The organism is Glycocaulis sp., assembly GCF_050485565.1.
Lineage (GTDB): Bacteria > Pseudomonadota > Alphaproteobacteria > Caulobacterales > Maricaulaceae > Glycocaulis.
Genome location: NZ_JBJHBQ010000001.1, coordinates 225,903 through 245,844 on the forward strand (window position 1 = coordinate 225,903; position 19,942 = coordinate 245,844).

Here is a 19,942-nt window from a genome sequence, read left to right on the forward strand (position 1 = left end):
GCGGCACGCCCTGTCGAGCGCGATAGCGCTGGACTGTCCGTCTTTGTCAGACAACATACCGGGCAATTGTTTGCCAGCGCGTGCGCGCCGCGCAATCATGGGCGGGAAGCGTGGCCGGTACGGGGAGGTGGCGGGTTATGGCTTGCAATCATTTGAGGATCTGGGCGCTGAGCCTTGCGCTGCTGGCCGCGCCGTCCAGCCTGGCGCAGGATACACCGCCGCTGGCACCATCGATCACCGAACCGGACGCCCGCGCCCTTATCGAGGCCGCTGAAGCGATCGACATGGAGCAGGACCCTGCCGGTGCCCGCGCGGCCTGGGAAGCAGCCTACGATACCGCCCTGACGCTGGGCGATGTGGACGCGACCGACCGCGCCGCGATCATCAACCAGCTGGGATCGGCCATCTTCTATGCGGGCGGTCGCGAGGAAGCGCTGGGCCTGTTCCGGGAGGCGGCGGACATTTTTGCTGAAGCCGGCCCCGACCATGCAGAAGCGCTCGAACAGTCGCTGGGCAATGTCGCCTCGATACTGGCAAGCCTTGGCAGGCTCGCCGAGGCCGAACAGGTGCAGCGCGAGGTGATGGAGATACGCCGCACGCTCTACCCCGAAATGCATGTCCAGATCGCCCGTTCCTATTTCGAGCTGGGCTCGGTGCTGAATGCGCGCGGCGAGCTGGACGAGGCCGCCAGCCTAGTTGAGCGCTCGCTGGACATCCGCCGCGAGGTTCTGGAGCCCGGCCATCCCCATATCGCGATGACGCAGGTCAGCCTCGCGGCCATTCTGACCCGGGCCTACCGCCATGCCGAAGCGGCAGAGCTGTCGCGGGATGCTGCCGAGCAGCTGGAAGCCAATTTGCCGCCCGGCCATCCCTTTATCAGCTTCGCCCGGTCCAGCTATGCGGGCGCGCTCAATGCCTGGGGCCGGTACGAGGCGGCTGAACCCCTGCTACGGCGCATTCTTGACGAGCGCAGGGCGAGCCTTGGCGAGGCCCACCCGCAAGTGGCCGATACGCTGAACAATCTGGGCGTTGCCCTCTACGCACAGGGGCGCGAGGCGGAGGCCCGCCCGCTCTTCCTGGCTGCGCGGGACATTTACCGCACCGCAGCCGGGGCGACATCGGTCGAGGCGGCACGCATGCAGATGAATGCCGCCGACGCGGCCATGGCGACAGGCGATCTTGGCGCGGCGCGCGCCGAATGGCTCGATACGCTGAGCGTGTTTGAAGAAACAGGCACGGCGGGTCCGGACCGGATACGGGTGCTGGCCGAGCTGGCGGCGCTGGAAGCGCTGAGCGGGAACGCACCGGCTGGCCGGCAGCGTCTGGGAGAGGCGCACGCGCTGGCCGTGTCCTACCTGCCCGAAGGACATGCGCGCCGCCATGAGCTTACGATCGACGATGTATGGATTGGCGCTATCAATGGTCGTGCGATGCGCGCCGTGCCGCACCATGTGGACGACGCCGTGATGGCGCTCGCGGCCGAGCTGGACCTGGTGGATGTTGATGCCGCGCGCGACATGGCGCGCAGCCGTCAGCGGGCTTTCCGGCGTGCACTGGACATAGCCATGGCCGCAACCGACCGCGAGGCGGCGTTCCGCTATATGCAGCTGGTTCAAACAACCGGGCTGGCGCTGGCCGCCGAGGCAACCGCCCTGCGCGGGCGCGCCGGGGAGGACACCGCCGCCAGCCAGGTCCGCCAACGCCAGGATGGCTGGCGCGCCCTGCGCCGGGCCGAGGACCATTATATCAGCCTGCTGGCCGCCAGTGATACGCCGGACCCGTCTGCAATCGCCGACGCACGGCGGGCCTATGAGAGCGCCCGCGAAGAGCTGGCTGCGATGGCCGGGGCCAGCGATGCGCGGACCGGCACGGCGCTGGTCAGCCTCGACGCCGTACGGGGCGCGCTTCAACGGCAAGAGAATGTGATCGCGTTTGCTTTCACCGAAGGGGGCGGGGTGGTTCTGCGTATCGGCCCTGACGGCGCGGAAATCGACCGGCTGGCCATCAGCCGCGATGAGGCACAATCTGCAGTCACCCGCCTGCGTGCGGCGCTGGAGGCCGGGCCGTCCGCCAGCCTCTCGCGCGCCTTCCCCGCCGCGCCCGCACACCAGCTCCATGAGGGCGTCTTCACGCCGCGTGTGAGAGCCGGGATCGAAGCGGGCAGCAGGCTTTTCATCCTTGCGGACGGACCCTACCGCTCCATTCCGTTCGAGGTATTGCTGACCACCGCATACACCGCGCCGATGGACAGCGATGAGGCATTGCGCGGCGCGCCCTGGCTGATCCGTGACCATGGCCTTGCCACGCTGGCCTCGCTGTCCAGCTTCATCACACGCGAACACGCCCCGTCCCGGCCGCCTTACCTGATCGGTTTTGGCGCTCCGGTATTCGAGGGCGAACCGGACGCGGCGCCGGTGGCACTGGCCGCGCTGTTGCGCAGTGGCAGCGACGGCCTGCGGGCGCTTTCCGCGTTGCCGCCCCTGCCGGGGACGCGCGCTGAGCTGGAAGAGCTGGCCTTGCTGTTCGGGCCGGAGCGTTCCGATGTGCGTCTGGGGATGTGGGCCACCGAGACGGCGGTGAAGACGGCTGATCTGGACCGGGCCAGCGTACTGGTCTTCGCCACGCACGGCCTTCTGCCGGGAGCCCTGGAAACCGTGTCCGAACCGGCACTGGCCTTTACCCCGCCCGCACAGCCCGGCCCGTTTGATGACGGCCTGCTGACCGCATCGGAGATAGCGCAGCTGCAGCTGCAGGCGGACTGGGTTGTCCTATCAGCGTGCAACACGTTTGCCGCCGATGGCATCTCGCGCGCGCCGGACCGGCTGGCGCAAGCCTTCCTGTACGCCGGTGCGCGCAGCCTGCTGGTGTCGCACTGGGCCGTGCGCGACGATGTGGCGGCGATCATAACCGCCGAAACAGCCCGCCGCGCGCTGGCCGGCGAGAGCCGCGCGGAGGCTTTCCGCAATGCGGTGCTGGGCGTGATGGATGATCCTGCCATACCCGGCGGTGCCCATCCGGGCGTCTGGGGGCCGTTCGCCCTGATTGGCCAGTGACGCGATGTCAGTTGGTTATGAGGTAATAGGGGATCTGGGCGCCAGTCAGGTTCGTGATCTCGATGATGAAGGGTTCCGACCAGACCGGCACCCACTGGCAACTGACAGGGGCCGGGCCGGTCAGCGTCTCGCATACCGGCTCGCCGGACGCGCGCCGGATGGACAGGCGCAGCGTGCCCGGCCCGCGTGTCTGCAGCGAAACGCGCGCTATGCGGCCCGAATGGAAGCTGTCACGCAGGACGGCGGCCTCCGCGCTGGCAAGCACGCCATTGCGATAGGCCGGACCGGCGATGCGCCCGCGCGCGGGCGGCACGCTCTCACCCAGCTCTGCTGCTCGGGCAAACCAGCGCCCGGCCAGATCAGCTTCGCCCTCGGCGGGGCGTGCGCCGCTGGATTCCAGGAGGGTCGCCGCCGCCAGCAGGGCCGGGCCATCGCTCTCCGCCTCGCCGCGAAAGCCGATATCGAGCGCGGCGAGAATCTGGCCATCCGGCTCGGCAACAGCGGACAGGACGGGCGCCGCTTGCTGCGATGCACAGCCGGTAAAGGCGGACAGGACAATTGCCGCCGCCGCGAGGGCGCAGAGATGCTGGCGCATCGTGGGAGCCTTCTTCAATGATCTCCGCCACCAGTCTAGACCAAACCCGGACCCGCCCGAAAGGTATGCATTTGCGTATCCTGCAATCCACGTTTGGACGCCTTGCCGCCCTTATCGCCACACTGGTCAGCCTGGCGGCGACGGCGGTGTTCCTGATTGCGTATTTCGCCTTCGCCTTCGTGTCCGACCAGACCTTGCGCCAGCTGGTGGATACCGACGCAGCAGGGCTGGTGGATATCTACTCCATTGAGGGCGAGGCAGGGCTGCGGCGGTCCTTGCAGGACCGGCTCGCCCTGCGCCCGCTGGAGGGCGAAGGCCCGGTCTATCTGCTGGCCGACCCGCAAGGTGAACCGCTCGCGGGCAATCTGACCGGGTGGCCGGACGCGTTTTCACTCGATGCAAGCTGGGTAAGCGGCGTGTTTACGGTGGATGGGGAGGCGCTGCCCCTGCTGGGCCGGGCCTTCCTCATGCCACAGGATTTCCGCCTGTTCGTGGGCCGCTCCACGACCAGTCAGGCCGAGGCGCTGGCCCGGCTGCGCACGATCTTCACTGCAGGCTTTCTCGTCACGCTCACCCTCGGCGTTGCTGCGGGCCTCGTTGCCGCTGGCTGGATCATGCGCCGGGTAGAACGCCTCAACCGCACCTGCCAGGCGGTGCGCGACGGAGCGATTGACCAGCGCGCGCCCGGCGCGGACGGGGCTGACGAGTTCGGCCTGCTCTCACGCAATATCAACGCCATGCTGGACCGGATAGAGCGCCTGATAAGCGCGCAGCGCGACGTCTCCGACCTCACCGCGCACGAATTGCGTACACCCCTTGTGCGCATAGACCGCACGCTGGCGGAGGCGGGCCATGACCCTGAGCGGATCGAACAGGCCCGCGAGCAGGTCGCGGAGCTTGGCGAGCTCATCAACTCGCTCATGGACATTTCCGCCATCAGCGCGGAGATCGGCGATACGCGCGGTCTGGAAATGCTGGATCTCGCCGCCCTTGCGCGCTCGGTGACGCCGCTCTATGCCGATGTGGCAGGCGAGAAGGGGGCCAGCGTGAAGCTGGACGCGCCCCGCCCGGTGATGATGCGCGGCAGTCCGGCACAGCTGGGCCGGCTGATCGCCAATCTCGTAGACAACGCGGTGAAATTCCTGCCCGAAGGCGGAGAGGTGAAACTGATCGTGCGCGAAGGCCCGGTTCTGATTGTCGAGGATAACGGCCCCGGCGTGCCGCCTGACTGGCGCGAGCGCGTCTTCCTGCGCTTTGCCCGTATCAGCCATGGCGGCCCGCGCGGGCACGGGCTGGGCCTGTCCTTCGTCCACGCCGTCGTGCGCCGCCACGGCCTGACGGTTGATGTCGAGGATGCGCGGCCCGGCTCCGCAAGGCCCGGCGCACGCTTCATCGTCCGTCCGGCCGGTGATCCGGCATGAGCACGCCGCCCTCCCTTGCCAGTCTCGCCCGCCAGTTTGCCCGGATCGGTTTTCTGAGCTTTGGCGGCCCGGCCCCGCAGATCGCCATGCTGCATGACCTGGCTGTCGACCGGCAGGGCTGGATCAGTGACCAGGAATTCCTGCGGGCGCTCAATGTCTGCCACCTTCTGCCTGGACCGGAAGCCATGCAGCTCGCCACCTGGATCGGCTGGCGCCTTGGCGGGGTACGCGGCGGGCTGATCGCCGGCGGTTTGTTCGTCCTGCCGGGCGTCATGGTGGTTTTCGCGCTATCGGCTCTCTACGCCTATGCGGCAGACCTGGCGCTGGTCAGCGCCGCGTTCACCGGCGTGCAGGCCGCCGTGCTGATCGTTCTGGCCAGCGCCGTCGCGCGCCTTGGACAGCGGACGCTGAAATCGGCCGGCAGCCTCGCCATTGCGGGCGGGGCGTTTCTGGGCCTGCTGTTTGGTCTGCCCTTCCCGGCCATTGTCGTGCTCGCGGGTCTGGCAGGGCTGTGGCTGACACCCAAAGCCGCCACGCCCGATCAACCCGAAGTGGTCTCAGACCCAGAAAAGCCAGACCAGATCAGGCGTAGCACGATCACCCTCCTGTCATGGCTGGCACTGTGGCTGGCCCCGCTGGCGCTGGTATTTGTGCTGCTGGGCGGTGAGCATCGCCTGACCGAGATCACGTCCTTCTTCTCCTGGCTGGCGATTGTCAGCTTTGGCGGGGCCTATGCGGTGCTGGCCTTCATGGCGCAGGCGGGCGTGGAGCAATATGGCTGGCTGAGCGCGGGCGAGATGGCCGACGGCCTGGCTCTGGCCGAGTCCACCCCCGGCCCGCTGATACTGGTGACCCAGTTCACCGGCTTCCTGGCGGCCTTTCGCGAAGCAGCGCCCTTCACGCCGCTGGTGGCGGGCCTGATGGGATCGCTGCTGACGGTCTGGGCGGTGTTTGCACCCTCTTTCATGGCAATTTTCACGCTCGCGCCATGGATGGAGCGGCTGAACCGGGTGCACACCCTGCAAAGCGCCCTGAACGGTATTTCCAGCGCCGTTGTGGGGGTGATTGCCAGCCTGGCAGTCTGGTTTGCCACGCAGGTGATGTTTGGCGTGACCGGAGAGATCGGCTTTGGGCCTTTCCGGCTGATCACGCTTGATCCGGCCAGCATCAATCTGGCGGTTCTCGCTATTGCGGGCGTGTGCGCGGTACTGGCCTTCGCCTTCAAACGGGGCGTGATGACGCTGGTCGCGGCGGGGCTGGCCATGGGCCTCGCCCTGCCGCTTGCAGGCATTGTCTAGGCTACCACCTCGTCTTTGAGCGTCCTCGCTGCAAGGAAGAAGGCGATGGAGGCGATGCCGCCCACCCCGCCGAATGTCACCATCGACCAGCGTATCCCTTCAGCCGCGCCCATGGTCTGGGCGAAGATGTCGCTGAACGTGCCGACCAGAAGCGGGCCAAGCCCGAGACCGATCAGATTGATGATGAAGAGCAGCACCGCCGCTGCCGTCGCCCGCGTCTGCGGATGCACAAGGCTCTGCGCGCTGGCAAAGATCGGCCCGTACCAGATCGCACCGGCAAAGACCGGAATGGCGAGGAACAGGAAGGACAGCGCCACATTGTCTACCAGCATGGCGGCGATGAAAGGGATCACCGTGACGAGGCCCGCAATCGCCGGCACGGTGGCGTAGCCGGACACATTCTTGCGCGCCGCCCGGTCGGCCAGCACACCGCCAAGGAAGGTGCCTGCCGCGCCGCATATCCCGATGATGAGGCCAAGCGCGGTGCCGACAAAGCCTATGGGGCCGAAGCTGACGCCGATCATCTCGTTGACGCTGACCGCCATGGCGGTCAGGCCCTCGCCGTGATTGCGCAGATAGAAGGAGCCATAGAAGGCGATATGGCCGTAGCCGACCATCGCGCTTAAAGCTGCGCCGATGGAAATCCACCAGAAGGATTTTTTCGATTTCAGCTCCTTGAGAGCATCCCCGAAGCTTGGTCCCTTGACCGGGACGACCTTCTTCTCCAGCCCCCGGCGCGGTTCGGGCAGGGTGAGGAAGGTTATAACCGCCAGAATGATGCCCGGCGCTCCGGCCACGAAGAAGGCGACGCGCCAGCCCCAGACATCGGCAATCAGCCCGCCAAGCGCCATGCCGGCCAGCGATCCCAGCGGAATGCCCATAGAGTAGATGGCCAGCGCAGAGGCGCGTTCTTCCTTGGGCGTATAGTCCGTGATCAGCGAGTGAGCGGGCGGTGAACACCCGGCTTCGCCCACGCCGACGCCAATACGTGCCAGCAATAGCTGGGTGAAGTTGGCCGCCAGTCCGCAGGCAATGGTGAAGGCGCTCCACACGGCGACCGCGACCGAGATGATCTTCACCCGGTCGGCCTTTTCGGCGTAGCGCGCAATCGGGATGCCGAGAACGGTGTAGAACAGGGCAAAAGCCAGGCCGGTAAGCATGCCCAGCTGCCAGTCAGCCAGCCCCAGCTCGAGCTTTATCGGCTCGGCGAGGATGTTGACGATCTGCCGGTCGAGAAAATTGAAAATGTAGATGACAAGCAGCATGCCGACGGCATAGCGGCGCGCGCTGGGCGCAAGCGGCTGGGTCACCGGGATACCCGGTGGCGGGCTGGCAATGGCCAAGGCAGATCCTCCCCTGTTCAAAACGCGGGCTTTGCCCGTCTGTCAAAAGAAGAGGTTAGAGCGCGTTTGCCCCATGTGAAGCCCAATTCAGCAAACTATCAGCCCCGCGGACAGATCAGCACATTGGCATCAAACACGGCGCCCACAACGAACTGATAGCCGAAGGGCGCGCCGACACTCGATCCGCTCAGCTCCTCGCCATGGGTGTAGAGCACGGTCACGACCTGACCGGTTTCGGGATCGACCCGGATGACATGGGAGGGTGCCAGCGCGGCTTCGTCCTCGGCATGGGCCAGGAAGTCGAACACGCGCGGATGGGCGCCGATCCACAAATCCCCGCTTTCATCGATCTCGATATTGTCCGCGCCGGTACGCACCGGGATGGAGCGGCGATGACGCAGCCGGCCGGTTTCCACATCCCGTTCAAAGACATTCACGCGGCGGCCCAGAAACTCGGCCACGTAGAGCGTTTCACCGTCAGCCGAGATATTGATGCCGTTGGCGTAGATCATGCCATCAGCGGCAATGCGGCCGGCCTCGCCGTCAAAATAGCTGACACCGGCCAGCGGCAGGCCGAAATAGGCTTCCAGCTGCTGCATGATACCTGACTGGTAGCGTGAATCGTTGGTGGCGTAGAACTGGCGCGGACCCACGGCGACAAGATCATTGGGCGAGGAGAGTTCGGGATAGGCAATCGTCTCGGCATGGAAGAGACGCCACTCATCATCAATGTCGAATATCTCGACCGTGTGCCCGCCCGCCAGCGGATGATTGATGACAAAAAGGCGCTGGGCGCCGTCCTCGCCAATATAAAGACTGATCCCGTGCGGCTGGAAATCGTCCGGCCCGTCGACGCTCGCATAGCGCAGGGTCTGGAACGGATCGGCGATATCAAACGTCCAGATACCGCCCGCTTCCGGGTTGGCAGAGCGCCGGTCCGCCGCTGACACAAAGACGATGCCCGACTGGGGATGAATGGTCACATCCTCGGTGCCGGGCGCGATCTCCAGGCTCTCGCAACGCTCGGCCAGACGCGGCTCGTAAGGGGTGAGCATGCCCGATGCCGGCACGATCATGTAGGCGATGCGCGCCAGCGCGATCAGAACCACAAGGCCAATGGCGATGAGAATAACGCGGATCATGTGGAGCCCTCCCCGGTCATGTAGACGGTAAAGTTAACGCAAGGCAGGGGAGCTGTCTTGTGGGGAGTTTGGGTGGTACCCGTGCCTTTAAGGGAGATGTCCTCCCCCGTTTACGGCGCGCAGCGCCGCAAGCGCGAATGCGCGCCCGCGACTTTTCGCGGAACATCGCAGCCCGGATGGGCTGCGGAACTAAAGAGACTGGGCACCGGCTTGCGCCGGTGAAACGCGGTAAGGAGAAAACTACCCCCTTTCCCCCGGCCGGTAAGCCTCCACCGCGCTTTCGCGCACCGCCTCGATGCTCATCGGCACGCGGCGCATCACCTCATCGGCAAAGTCCTGCATCTGGCTGGTATAGTGGGGGTCACCGGGGCGGTTGGACGAGCCGAAATGATGGACCGCCCACAGCGAGAACTCGCCGTCCGCATCCCATTCGGCCAGCATCACAAGGCCGTCGCCCGCGACCATGGAAAGCGTGCCATCGCCATTAAGCTGGCCATAGACCGCGCGCAGCGTATCCGGCCCGCCCTGCAGCGGCACCGCCACATCGCCGCGACGGATGAAGTTCACCTCCCGCCAGGGCGGATCAAGACGGCCATGGTGATCGGCCAGATACACCACGGCGTCGCGGAACGCTTCATCCAGCGGCGGCCTGGCCCGGCCGGCTGCGCGCGCGGTACCCACCGGCTGATAGGTAAGCAGCGATAGGGCCGCGTGGGGATTATCGAAATCGGCCCGTCCGTCCCATGCCTCGATAATGGCCAGCGCATCGGCCATGAGCGGCTCGTCCGACCAGTCCATGGCCAGCAGTTCGGCGCGCAATTGCATCGCCTGACTGTCGGGATGGAAGGAATGGTCCCACTTGATGGCCAGAAGCTCGTCCCGGCTGATCGTTTCCAGCGCGGCCAGCGCCGTGGTGGCGACAAGGCCGCGATTGGTCATATGCGTCTCGATGCCGAATGTGCGCGGGAAATCCGCCTCCTGCGGATCCTCATCGCCAAGCGTCACCCGGAAGGGCGTGTGGTTGGCGTCCACCACATAGCCCGCCGCCGGATCAACCATGTGCGGCAGGGCAGAGAAGGGCGCAAACTCGCTCCAGACGAGATCGGAGCGGTCACCGGGAAGAATGGCGCGCCAGTCCAGCCCCGGCTCATCAAGGCGCAGCGGCATGCGGGCATTATAGTAGCGCGCAATGCGCCCGGTGGAATCGCCCACCACCCGGTTGGTATTGCCCATGGCGAGCATTTCCATGACTTCTTCGTATTCGGCGAGGGTCTGCGCCCGCATCAGCCGGTAGGTCTGCTCCACGCCGCGAAGATCGCCCTGTGTGGCATGACGGATGGCAAAGACGCCGCGCTCGGTGCGCAGCACCGTGCCATGGACAGAGCGCTCAATGGGGCGCGTCACCTGAAACGCGAACGGCCCCCAGACATGGACCAGCATGCGCGCGGTGGAGCGCTCCAGCGGCACGTACTCACCGTCGAGCAGGTAGGAGCGGTCGTCCGGGCCAAGGGTGAGTTCATAGACATCAATCAGGTCCGGCCGGTTGATGGTTGCCGCGTGCGCCATGCCCGGATTGGCGCCCAGATGCAGGACGGGAACGCCCGGAAACGTGCCGCCGGCAAAGTTCAGCCCTTCGTTCGATATCATGTGGGCTTCATACCAGGCGACAGGGCCTTCAACCGGCTGGTGGGAGTTGATGACCACGCGCGTCGCGCCATCGTCCGAGCGCGAGGGCGCAACGGCAATCGCATTGGAGCCGAGCTCGTGCTGCTCGCCCGGCGCGATGAAATGGACCTGAAGCTCCTGCCCGCGCGCGCCGTCGCGCTCCACATCCGGCGCAAAGAGATCGGTGAGCACATCGCTCATCCCGTAGAAGAGCGGGAAGTAGAAGGCCGCGAGCGCCGCCACATCCCGGCCCGTCACCGGAAAGAGATCGCGCACACGCTCGTCCGGGTTGAGGGCCGCATAATAGTTCAACCCCGCCGCATAGCCGCTGAGCAAGGCGCGCGTGTCCAGCGTAAGCTGGGTCTCGTACTCGGCTGCGACCAGATCGGTGACCCCCAGCGCCTGTACGAGATACGCGCCGCGTGCCTCGCTCTCGTCAGCGGCCAGCATTTCAGGGCCCAGAGCGGCGCGCAGGGCATACTGGATGGTGGGAAAATCGTCTTCCGCATGGGCGTAAGCCAACGCAAAGGCGGCGTCCCCGTCGGTCGCGCCCAGCACGCGCGGCACACCCCATTCATCGCGGAAAATTTCCGCCTCGAAATGCATGGCGTCGGCCAGCGCCGCCTGCGTATCAAAGCTGCGCACCTCCAGCGGTACAAGGCGCAAGCCGGCCGCAAATGCGCCCGCAACCGCCAGCGCCAGCACCACCGGCACTGCGATGAGAATGATCCGCCCGATGCGCATGAAGGCCCCTCCCCGTTTCGTTTATTGGTGTGTCAGTGTGCATGACCGGGCGGCGGGCGCAATCTCCCGCTTGCGCCCATCCCCGCCGCATCGCACCATCACACCATGAGCCATATCGACCCTACCCGCGACGCCTTCACCCTGTTCAAGGGCCTCGACCGCAGCCAGCCAGTCGAGATGCTGAACCTTTTGCGTTTCCGCGAGATCGCCGCCTATCCTGATGACCGCAAGATCAGCGGCGAGGAGGCATACAAGACCTATGGCCGCGAAAGCTCAGCCGTCTTTGCCCGTGTGGGTGGCAAGATCATCTGGCGCGGCCTGCCGCTGCTCACGCTGATCGGCCCGGCGGAGGAGCGCTGGGACATGGCCTTCATCGCGGCCTATCCCAGCGCGAATGCCTTTCTGGAAATGGTCACAGACCCGCACTACCAGACACACGCCGTGCCGCACCGTCAGGCGGCGGTCGCCGACAGCCGGCTGGTGCGCCATGCGCCGCTGCCGGCCGGGGACATGTTCGGCTAGGGTGGGCGATGTCCTCCCCCGTTTACGGGGAAGGTGTCTGGCTTGCCAGACGGAGGGGGGAGCTTGTTTCGATAATCCCCCCCTCGGCCCTCCGGGCCACTCCCCCCGTAAACGGGGGGAGACAACACTGACTACGCCCGGCGAACTAGACGCCCAGCAGCTTGGCCAGCTCATCCACGCTGCCTGCATAGGCAGGGGCCTTGGCCGCCACCGCCTCGCGGCGTACCACCCCGCCAAAGCCGATAAAGGCATCAGCCCCGCCGCTGGCAAACGCCTCAAAATCAGTGATGCCATCGCCTACCATGACGGCGAGATCCGCGCCGGTCAGGCTTTTGAGCGCCGCCGCCACCGGACCCTTGCCGCCAGAGCGCGAGAGCGGATTGTCCCGGTCAAAATCGGTCACCTTGCCGTCGGCATCGAAGATAAAGCGATTGGCGCGGACATCGCCCGGCATGAAGCCGAGCGTGGAGAGCGCTGGCCCGAGAAGTTCCAGAAACCCGCCCGACACCGCGAACACGCCATGACCCTTGCCGCGCAAGGCATGGGTCAGCTCGAACATGCCGGGTGTTATCAGCTCTGCCAGCGCCACTGAAGCCGGCATGATGTCATCATTGGTGAGCCCGGCTATCGCGATGCGCTGTTCCAGCGATTGCCGGAAATCGAGCGCTCCGGCCATGCCCTTGTCGGTGATTGCGGCGAGCTCGGCTGCACGCGCCTTGCCGCCCGGCTGGCTGGCGAGCGCGCGGGCCACGGCGAAATCGAGGCTCTCCACCTTCAATAGCGTGGAATCGACGTCAAAAATGATGATGCGTGCCATCAGCCCTGCCCTGCTGCGCTGCCGGGCCTAGCCCGCAGCGCTGATCCCGGTGCCGATAGGGCAGGTCACGCCCGTGCCGCCAATGCCGCAATAGCCAGCCGGGTTCTTGGCAAGATATTGCTGGTGATAGTCCTCGGCATAGTAGAACGGCCCGGCCTCGCGGATCTCGGTCGTCACCGCGCCGCGCCCCGCCTCTTTCAGGGCTGTCTCATAGGCTTTCGCTGATGCCTCGGCGGCCTTCTTCTGGTCCTTGCTGGTCCAGTAGATGGCAGAGCGGTACTGCGTGCCGACATCATTGCCCTGACGCATGCCTTGTGTCGGGTCATGGCTCTCCCAGAACACTTTGAGGAGCGTCTCGTAGCTGATCCTTTTCGGATCATAGACCACCCGCACCACTTCGGTATGTCCGGTAAGGCCCGAGCACACCTCCTCATAGGTGGGGTTCGGCGTGATGCCGCCCGCATAGCCCGCCGCCGTGTTCACCACGCCCGGCAACTGCCAGAACACGCGCTCCACACCCCAGAAGCAGCCCATGGCGAAAACCGCTTCCTCATGCCCTGCTGGCACGGGGGCTTTGAGCGTACCGCCCTTGACGAAATGGGCCGCCGCCGTCGGCACGGCCTGGATACGGCCGGGCAGGGCTTGCCCTGCCGGTACCAGCTCGGTTTTCCAGCGCGGGTCAGCATTAAGGGCCATTGCGATCAATCTCCGGAGCATTGTCTTCCAGCATATAGGCGCTGTGGGGGAAAACGCCATCGCCGCGTGTCAGAACCCTGTCATGACTGGTCATCAAGCCACCACTATCGCATCGTTATTACGCAGACCGCCTCCGGGCGCCTGTGACCGGAGCAAGGGGCTTTACGATGACGATCACGATGACCGTCCTGTTCATCGGCGCAGGACTGGCGCTATTGGTGGCGGGCGGCGAAAGCCTCGTGCGAGGGGCATCTGGCCTCGCAAGGCGGCTCGGCATCTCGCCCCTGCTGATCGGGCTTGTCGTTGTGGGCTTTGGCACCTCGACACCGGAGCTGACGACTTCCATGGCAGCGGCCTTGCGCGATGCGCCTGAGATCGCTGTCGGCAATGTCATCGGCTCGAACATTGCCAATATCCTGCTGATCCTCGGCCTTGCTGCCCTGCTGCGCCCGATCCGGATCGATCCGCGCCCCTTCCGCCGCGATGGCACCGCGCTGGCGATTTCTGCGCTTGCCGGTGCCGTGGCGCTCGCGTTCGTGGGGCTGGAGCGCTGGGTCGGCGCGGTGCTGCTGACTGGCCTTGCCGTCTATCTTCTCGTCTCATGGCTGACCAGCAGGGACCGCTCCGCCGCGCAGGAAGAGGCCGCACCCGCCACAAGACCTGCCGGGCGGCTCCGGGTCGAGCTTGCCTTCCTCGGCGCAGGCTTTGCCGGTGTGATCTTTGGCGCGGGGCTGCTCGTTGACGGGGCGGTCTCGGCGGCAACGGCGCTTGGCGTATCGCAAGCCGTGATCGGGCTTACCATCGTGGCGGTTGGCACGTCCCTGCCGGAGCTGGCAGCCTCGTTGAGCGCTGCCCGGCGCGGCGAAGGAGATATCGCCTTTGGCAATATAGTCGGCTCCAACATTTTCAATATTCTGGGAATTCTGGGCATTACCGCCCTTGTCTCGCCCTTGCAGGTGACAGGCGGGCTGGCGGGAAGCGACCTTGGGGTCATGCTCGCCGCCAGCGCGCTTTTGCTGGCTCTCGCCATCTGGAAGCAGCGCCTGTCGCGGCTTCACGGCGCGATCTTCCTCGCCCTCTACGCAGCCTATATCGCATCCATGGCACTGGCCTGAGCGGGCCAGATGCGCCATGCACAGCGCCCCTCTGCCAGCGCGCTTGACTGGACCGGGTTCTCAGATAGTTTGCGCCGCCTCGCGGTGAGGTGGCCGAGTGGTCGAAGGCGCACGCCTGGAACGCGTGTAGGCGGGAAACCGTCTCGTGGGTTCGAATCCCACCCTCACCGCCACGAGTTTGTTCCCAGTATAAACTTGCATTTTGAATGTAATTCGGTTCGCCCGGCGTGATGGCGGGTCTTTGCCATGCGTTTAGTAATGTGCGGCGGTGAGTATCCGTTCTGATGGGCGGTACGGAGCAGCACGGCTTACATTACATCCTATTTAGGATTAAGTTTTCTGATCAGGATTGCTTTTTCATCTTCGCGGTGGTTCCCTGCCGGCCAAGCGCCATGCGCTGTCTGTCTGGAGGGATCAAATGAACCGCTTGCTTGCCTGTGCCTTTCTGGCCTTCGCCCTGGTCCTGCCAGCGACAGGCGCGATTCCAGCCGAAGCGCGTCAGGCTGACCCCGATACCGCCATCGTCCGGCTGGAAAGCGCGGTAGATGCCTTTGCCCGCAATGTGCTGGAGGAGGCTCAGGCGCCCGGCCTGTCGATCGGCATTGCCCGTGGCGGCGAGACGCTTCTGGTGCGTGGCTATGGCCTTGCCAATCTGGAGCATCAGGTGCCGGTAAGCGGCGACACCGTGTTCCGCATCGGCTCTGTCACCAAGCAGTTCACGGCGGCCGCCATTCTTCTGCTGGCAGAAGACGGCCGGCTGAGCCTTGATGATACGCTGAACCAGTATTTCCCCGATTTTCCACGCAGTGATGAAGTGACGGTGCGCCAGCTTCTCCAGCACACATCCGGCATCAGCAATTACACATCGTTCGATGGCTTCATGGACACCACTGCGCCGCTGGACCATGACGAGGCGCGCATGGTCGCCTATATCGCAAGCGCTGATCCGCTCTACGATTTTGATCCGGGCACGGGCTGGAGCTACTCCAATTCGGGCTACATGCTGCTGGACTATATCGCCGAGCGTGTGGCGGGCGAGCCGCTGGCTGATTTCCTGAAAACGCGCATCTTTGATCCGCTGGGCATGGACGATACCCGTATGGACGATGCCGCCGAGATCGTGCCGCACCGCGCGCAAGGCTATGACGCCGCGCCGGATACGGAGGCCGGTTTTACCAATGCCGGCTATCTGTCGCTTTCGGTCGCAGCCGGAGCCGGCGCCATCCGGTCCACCCCGCAAGACATGATCGTGTGGACGCAGGCACTGCTGAACGGCGATGTGGTCTCCTCAGACAGTCTGACCTTGATGCTGGAACCGGCGCGCCTGAATGATGGCAGCCTGGCCCGAGACTTCCTGGTGGATCCCCATCCGGCCCTTGCCAATATGGATTACGGCTTTGGCATTATGACCGGTGACCGCCACGGGCACCGCTTTATCGGCCATGGCGGCTCCATCCCCGGCTTCAATGCCTCGCTGAACCATTATCCTGATCAGGACGTCACCATCGTGCTGCTGGTCAACACGATCGGCCCGGCAGCGCGCGGCGCGCCTGTTCTGGCCGAAGCGGTTTTCGAGGCCCTTGCCGACTGATCACATCAAAAGAATACGAGGGGAGTAAATCCATGACCGCAATCCGTACCCTGCTGATGGCGACATCAGCCGCCGCGCTGGCCATGACACCGGCGGCGCTGGCTCCGGCGATGGCCCAGCCAGCCCCGTCTGCTGCCAGCTTCAACGAGGAAGCGCTGGACACCCTGCCCGCCTTCATTGACGGCGTGATGGCCCAGCAGATCGCTTCGCGCGAGGTGTCGGGCGCTCTGGTCACGGTGGTCCATCAGGGCGAAGTAGTGATGAGCCGGGGCTACGGATTTGTCGATGTCGAAAACCGTATTCCGGTCGATGGCGAGAGCACGCTTTTCCGGCCCGGCTCCATCTCGAAAATGTTCACCTGGATCGCGCTGGCACAGCTGATCGAGCAGGGCCATGTCTCGCTGGACGACGATGTGAACGATCATATCGATTTCGAGATCGAGCCCTTTGACGGCCAGCCGATTACCGTGCGCGACCTGTTCCAGCACACGCCGGGCATGAGCGATATTGGCGGGTTTACGACGACGAACGTGGAAGAGCTGGTCGATCACGCCGAATGGACGCGCAATAATGTCCCGCAGCGCGTCACCGCGCCGGGCGTGGAAGTGGCCTATTCCAACTGGGGTACATCGCTGGCGGGCTATATCGTGGAGCAGGTGACGGGCGAGCATTTCGCCGAATATGTGGACAACCACATCTTCGCGCCGCTCGGCATGACCTCCTCGACCTTCCGAGAGCCTTTGCCTGCCGGGTTGGCGGATCGCATCGCGCTCGGCCACGATCTCGAGAACGGGCGCTATACCGCCCGGTCATTTGACTATTATTCCATGGTGATGCCTGCCGGATCGGCCACGGTCAGCGGGCCGGACATGGCGCGCTTCATGATCGCCATGCTGAATAATGGCGCACTGGACGGGACGCGTATCCTCTCTGAAGAGCTGGTGGCATTGCTGGAAACCAACTCGATTGCCAATGCGCCGCGCCTGCCCGGCATGGCGCACGGCTATCTGATCTATCGCGAGGAAGGGCCGCGTCTTATCGGCCATGCCGGGGCGATGCGCGATTTCCGCTCCAACATGATCCTTTCACCGGAAACCGGCACTGGCGTTTTCCTCTCCATCGTGGCGGCCCCTGCCGGACGCCCGGCGCAAGGCGAGCTGAGCGCCGCGATCACCGGGCGGCTCTTCCCGCAAGCGCCTGCGCCGCGCTGGAGCGAAGCGGCCGAGGCGGAGCAGTTTGCAGGGCGCTACCTCGTCAACCGGCGCGATCATTCGGCCGAGCCGCACCCGCTGATGCATGCGGAGGTGGAAGCTGTTGGCTCCAACGCCATCACCATCACGGCAATCGGCCAGACGCAGTATTTCGAGCAGATCCAGTCGGGACTGTTTGAGCAGGTAACGGGCCTGCGCGAAGGCGGACCCTTTGACCGGGTGGAGTTTTATGGCGAGCCGGGCGCATGGCGGCTCTCATTCGCCAGCCAGCCCTTCATGAACTGGCACTATGCCGGCCCGCTTGAAGACAGTGACGAGGAGGACGGCGCGGCGCGCTGACCCACACTGACGGGAGAGCGACAGGCAAGGGCGGGGTCAGGTCTGGCTCCGCCCTTGTTCCTCTTACGCGCTCCGGTCTGCTCCGCTCGCCGCGGCCACGGCCTGCGCATCAAAATCATCGGTCAGCAGCGCCTCGCGGATGAGTGCTTCAGCACCCCTGATCTCGTTAAGCTCGCTGCTGGTGAGGACACCCTTCGAGACGGCCTCATCCAGCTCTGTCTTTGTCTCTTTCAGCTTTTTCAGCAGCTCATCGCGCCGGATGATGGCGGCAAAGGCCCGTTCCAGAACGGCGAGCGGGTCATCGCCTTCGCCGATATAGACGCCGCGCGTCAGCCGGTCGCGGGCGCCGCCCGGCTCCAGCATGCACTGCGCCGCCGCATTCATCACCGCATCTGAAACAGGCCGCCTGTGCTGCCCCAGCGGGCACAGAAACAATCTTAGCAGGATGCGCCAGTGCAAGCCCGGAAAGTGACGGATCACCTCGCGCAGGCGCTGCTGGATACGATAGAGTCCGTCTTCAAAGCAGTAATCGAGCAGGGGCTTGTCAGCCGCCTGCGCTCCTTCCGCCTCGAACCGCTTGAGCACCGCCGACAGTAGATAGATTTCCGAGAGTATGTCGCCCAGACGGCCGGACAGCGCCTCCTTGCGTTTCAGCGCGCCGCCCAGAACACCCAGCGCCATCTCCGAGATCACGGCAAGGCGCGCCGAGGCATGGGTGAGTTGACGGTAATAGGGCGCAAGCTCGCCAGCGCCTTCTGGTGCATGCGCAAACCGGCCAAATGTCAGGCCGTGCGCGAAGGAGCGGGTGAAGTTCCTGATGTCGTGCCAGATATGGGCAAACACCGCATGATCGAAGGCTTTGAGCCCCTCTTCCCTGTCAGGGTTACGCACCGCCTCCATCTCGTCGAGCAGGTAGGGGTGGCAGCGTATCGCGCCTTGGCCGAAAATGATCAGGCTGCGCGTGAGGATGTTCGCGCCTTCCACCGTGATCGCCACCGGAAGGGAGTTATAGGCCGTCGCGAGATAATTGCGCGGCCCCTCCATGACCAGCTTGCCGCCATGAATATCCATCGCATCATTGACCGCCTGACGCAGGCGCTCGGTGGCATGACATTTCATGATCGCAGACACGACGGCAGGCTTTTCGCCCTTGTCAATTCCGGCAGCCGTCAGCTTGCGCGCAGCATCGATCAGATAGGCAGAGGCGGCGATGCGCGCGAGCGGTTCACGCACGCCTTCAAAATTGCCGATTGAGAGGCCGAACTGCTCGCGTATCCGGGCGTAGGCACCGCACGAATGCGCGGACAGGGCGGCAGCGGCGCAGCTCATCGAGGGCAGGGAAATACCCCGCCCGGCAGCCAGCGCGCCGGTGAGCATTCGCCAGCCTTTACCGATATGATCGGGTCCGCCCAGCACATGATCCATCGGCACGAACACGTTCTTGCCGCGCACCGGCCCGTTCTGGAAGGCCAGTCCGGACGGGATATGACGCCGCCCGGTATCAAGACCCGGCGTGTCGGTGGAAACCAGCGCGAGCGTGATGCCAAGCTCTTCCTCGCCGCCCAGCAAACCGTCCGGATCACGCAGGCGGAAGGCAAGACCCGCAATCGTCGCCACAGGTGCCAGTGTGATGTAGCGCTTGTCGCAGTTGATCTCGATGCCCAACACGCGTTCGCCGTCGATCTCGCGTTCGACCACCACGCCGGTATCGGTCATGGCACCGGCGTCCGACCCGGCCTCGATGCCGGTCAGGGCAAAACAGGGAATATCCTCTCCGCTGGCAAGGCGCGGCAGATAGTGGGCTTTCTGCTCATCCGTCCCGTAGAGCATCAGCAATTCGCCGGGCCCCAGCGAGTTGGGCACCATCACGGTGACAGCCGCCGTGATGGAGCGCGTGGCAATCGTGCGCACCACCTCTGAATGGGCCAGCGCCGAGAAGCCCTTCCCGCCATATTCGGTGGGAATGATCATCGCCAGGAAGCCCTCGCGGATCATCATGTCCCAGACCGGACGGGGCAGGTCGTGCAGCTCGCTCTCGATCTGCCAGTCATCCAGCAGGGCGCATAATTCCTGGAGGGGACCGTCAATAAACGCCTGCTCGGCCTCGGTGAGCTTTCCGGTCTCCAGCGCGCGCAAATAGGCCCAGTCCGGCCGGCCCGACATGATCTGGGCATCCCACCACACCGTGCCGGCCTCGATGGCCTCCGCTTCGGTGTCCGACATTTCGGGCATGACGCCTGCATACCAGCGCATGAGGGGTTTGCTGATCAGCTTCCGGCGCCATCGTGACATGAGAAAACTCCATTCATCGGGCGTCTCAGGGCAGCTCACACACTGTTGCTGACCCGTCACCGGACCGGTGCGCGCAAGGTGAAGCCTTCTCCTTGCAA

The 19,942-nt window shown here is 64.9% G+C and carries 14 protein-coding genes and 1 tRNA gene; 8 read left to right on the forward strand and 7 right to left on the reverse strand.

Going from position 1 to position 19,942, the window contains the following annotated elements:
• The first annotated feature begins 137 nt into the window (after window positions 1–137).
• Entirely contained in the window at window positions 138–3,053 is a 2,916-nt protein-coding gene (locus ACQ5ID_RS01000) for a CHAT domain-containing tetratricopeptide repeat protein (protein WP_429910615.1), read from the forward strand.
• Window positions 3,054–3,060: 7 nt separating this feature from the next.
• On the opposite strand, the gene ACQ5ID_RS01005 is transcribed toward ACQ5ID_RS01000, so the two are convergent.
• Window positions 3,061–3,648 (reverse strand): hypothetical protein, encoded by a 588-nt coding sequence (locus ACQ5ID_RS01005; protein WP_429910616.1) that lies wholly within the window; start codon window positions 3,646–3,648, stop codon window positions 3,061–3,063.
• A 65-nt stretch (window positions 3,649–3,713) separates the two neighbouring features.
• Here ACQ5ID_RS01005 and ACQ5ID_RS01010 point away from each other — a divergent pair, with 65 nt between their 5' ends.
• Window positions 3,714–5,069: a sensor histidine kinase gene (locus tag ACQ5ID_RS01010; protein WP_429910617.1), complete on the forward strand. Its 1,356-nt coding sequence runs from the start codon at window positions 3,714–3,716 to the stop codon at window positions 5,067–5,069.
• Window positions 5,066–6,367, forward strand: a complete 1,302-nt coding sequence (gene chrA / locus ACQ5ID_RS01015; protein ID WP_429910618.1) for a chromate efflux transporter — start codon at window positions 5,066–5,068, stop codon at window positions 6,365–6,367. The genes ACQ5ID_RS01010 and chrA overlap by 4 nt, the downstream gene beginning before the upstream one ends.
• On the opposite strand, the gene ACQ5ID_RS01020 is transcribed toward chrA, so the two are convergent.
• The 3 genes from ACQ5ID_RS01020 to ACQ5ID_RS01030 all read right to left on the reverse strand — a co-directional run bounded on the left by ACQ5ID_RS01020 (window position 6,364) and on the right by ACQ5ID_RS01030 (window position 11,261).
• Window positions 6,364–7,710 (reverse strand): spinster family MFS transporter, encoded by a 1,347-nt coding sequence (locus ACQ5ID_RS01020; RefSeq protein ID WP_429910619.1) that lies wholly within the window; start codon window positions 7,708–7,710, stop codon window positions 6,364–6,366. The genes chrA and ACQ5ID_RS01020 overlap by 4 nt on opposite strands.
• Before the next feature lie 98 nt (window positions 7,711–7,808).
• Window positions 7,809–8,852 (reverse strand): strictosidine synthase family protein, encoded by a 1,044-nt coding sequence (locus ACQ5ID_RS01025; protein ID WP_429910620.1) that lies wholly within the window; start codon window positions 8,850–8,852, stop codon window positions 7,809–7,811.
• A gap of 240 nt (window positions 8,853–9,092) precedes the next feature.
• Window positions 9,093–11,261, reverse strand: coding sequence for a penicillin acylase family protein (locus ACQ5ID_RS01030; RefSeq protein ID WP_429910621.1), 2,169 nt, complete (start codon window positions 11,259–11,261; stop codon window positions 9,093–9,095).
• Between the two features lie 105 nt (window positions 11,262–11,366).
• On the opposite strand from ACQ5ID_RS01030, the gene ACQ5ID_RS01035 reads away from it, so the two are divergent.
• The gene (locus ACQ5ID_RS01035) at window positions 11,367–11,783 is read left to right on the forward strand and encodes a DUF1330 domain-containing protein (protein WP_429910622.1); all 417 of its coding nucleotides are present in this window, start codon (window positions 11,367–11,369) and stop codon (window positions 11,781–11,783) included.
• Between the two features lie 145 nt (window positions 11,784–11,928).
• On the opposite strand, the gene ACQ5ID_RS01040 is transcribed toward ACQ5ID_RS01035, so the two are convergent.
• Together ACQ5ID_RS01040 and msrA are read right to left on the reverse strand one after the other, a co-directional pair.
• Entirely contained in the window at window positions 11,929–12,600 is a 672-nt protein-coding gene (locus ACQ5ID_RS01040) for an HAD-IB family phosphatase (RefSeq protein WP_429910623.1), read from the reverse strand.
• Window positions 12,601–12,627: 27 nt separating this feature from the next.
• Window positions 12,628–13,296: a peptide-methionine (S)-S-oxide reductase MsrA gene (gene msrA / locus ACQ5ID_RS01045; RefSeq protein WP_429910624.1), complete on the reverse strand. Its 669-nt coding sequence runs from the start codon at window positions 13,294–13,296 to the stop codon at window positions 12,628–12,630.
• Between the two features lie 167 nt (window positions 13,297–13,463).
• On the opposite strand from msrA, the gene ACQ5ID_RS01050 reads away from it, so the two are divergent.
• From ACQ5ID_RS01050 to ACQ5ID_RS01065, 4 genes are all read left to right on the forward strand, one after another.
• Complete coding sequence (locus tag ACQ5ID_RS01050; protein WP_429910625.1) at window positions 13,464–14,411, forward strand: calcium/sodium antiporter; 948 nt, start codon at window positions 13,464–13,466, stop codon at window positions 14,409–14,411.
• 83 nt (window positions 14,412–14,494) lie between these two features.
• A tRNA-Ser gene (locus ACQ5ID_RS01055) sits at window positions 14,495–14,584 on the forward strand.
• A 245-nt stretch (window positions 14,585–14,829) separates the two neighbouring features.
• Window positions 14,830–16,002, forward strand: coding sequence for a serine hydrolase domain-containing protein (locus ACQ5ID_RS01060; RefSeq protein ID WP_429910626.1), 1,173 nt, complete (start codon window positions 14,830–14,832; stop codon window positions 16,000–16,002).
• Window positions 16,003–16,034: 32 nt separating this feature from the next.
• Entirely contained in the window at window positions 16,035–17,552 is a 1,518-nt protein-coding gene (locus ACQ5ID_RS01065) for a serine hydrolase domain-containing protein (RefSeq protein WP_429910627.1), read from the forward strand.
• Window positions 17,553–17,615: 63 nt separating this feature from the next.
• Here the strand turns inward: ACQ5ID_RS01065 and ACQ5ID_RS01070 are convergent, their stop codons facing one another.
• Complete coding sequence (locus tag ACQ5ID_RS01070) at window positions 17,616–19,844, reverse strand: acyl-CoA dehydrogenase (protein ID WP_429910628.1); 2,229 nt, start codon at window positions 19,842–19,844, stop codon at window positions 17,616–17,618.
• Window positions 19,845–19,942 lie beyond the last annotated feature (98 nt).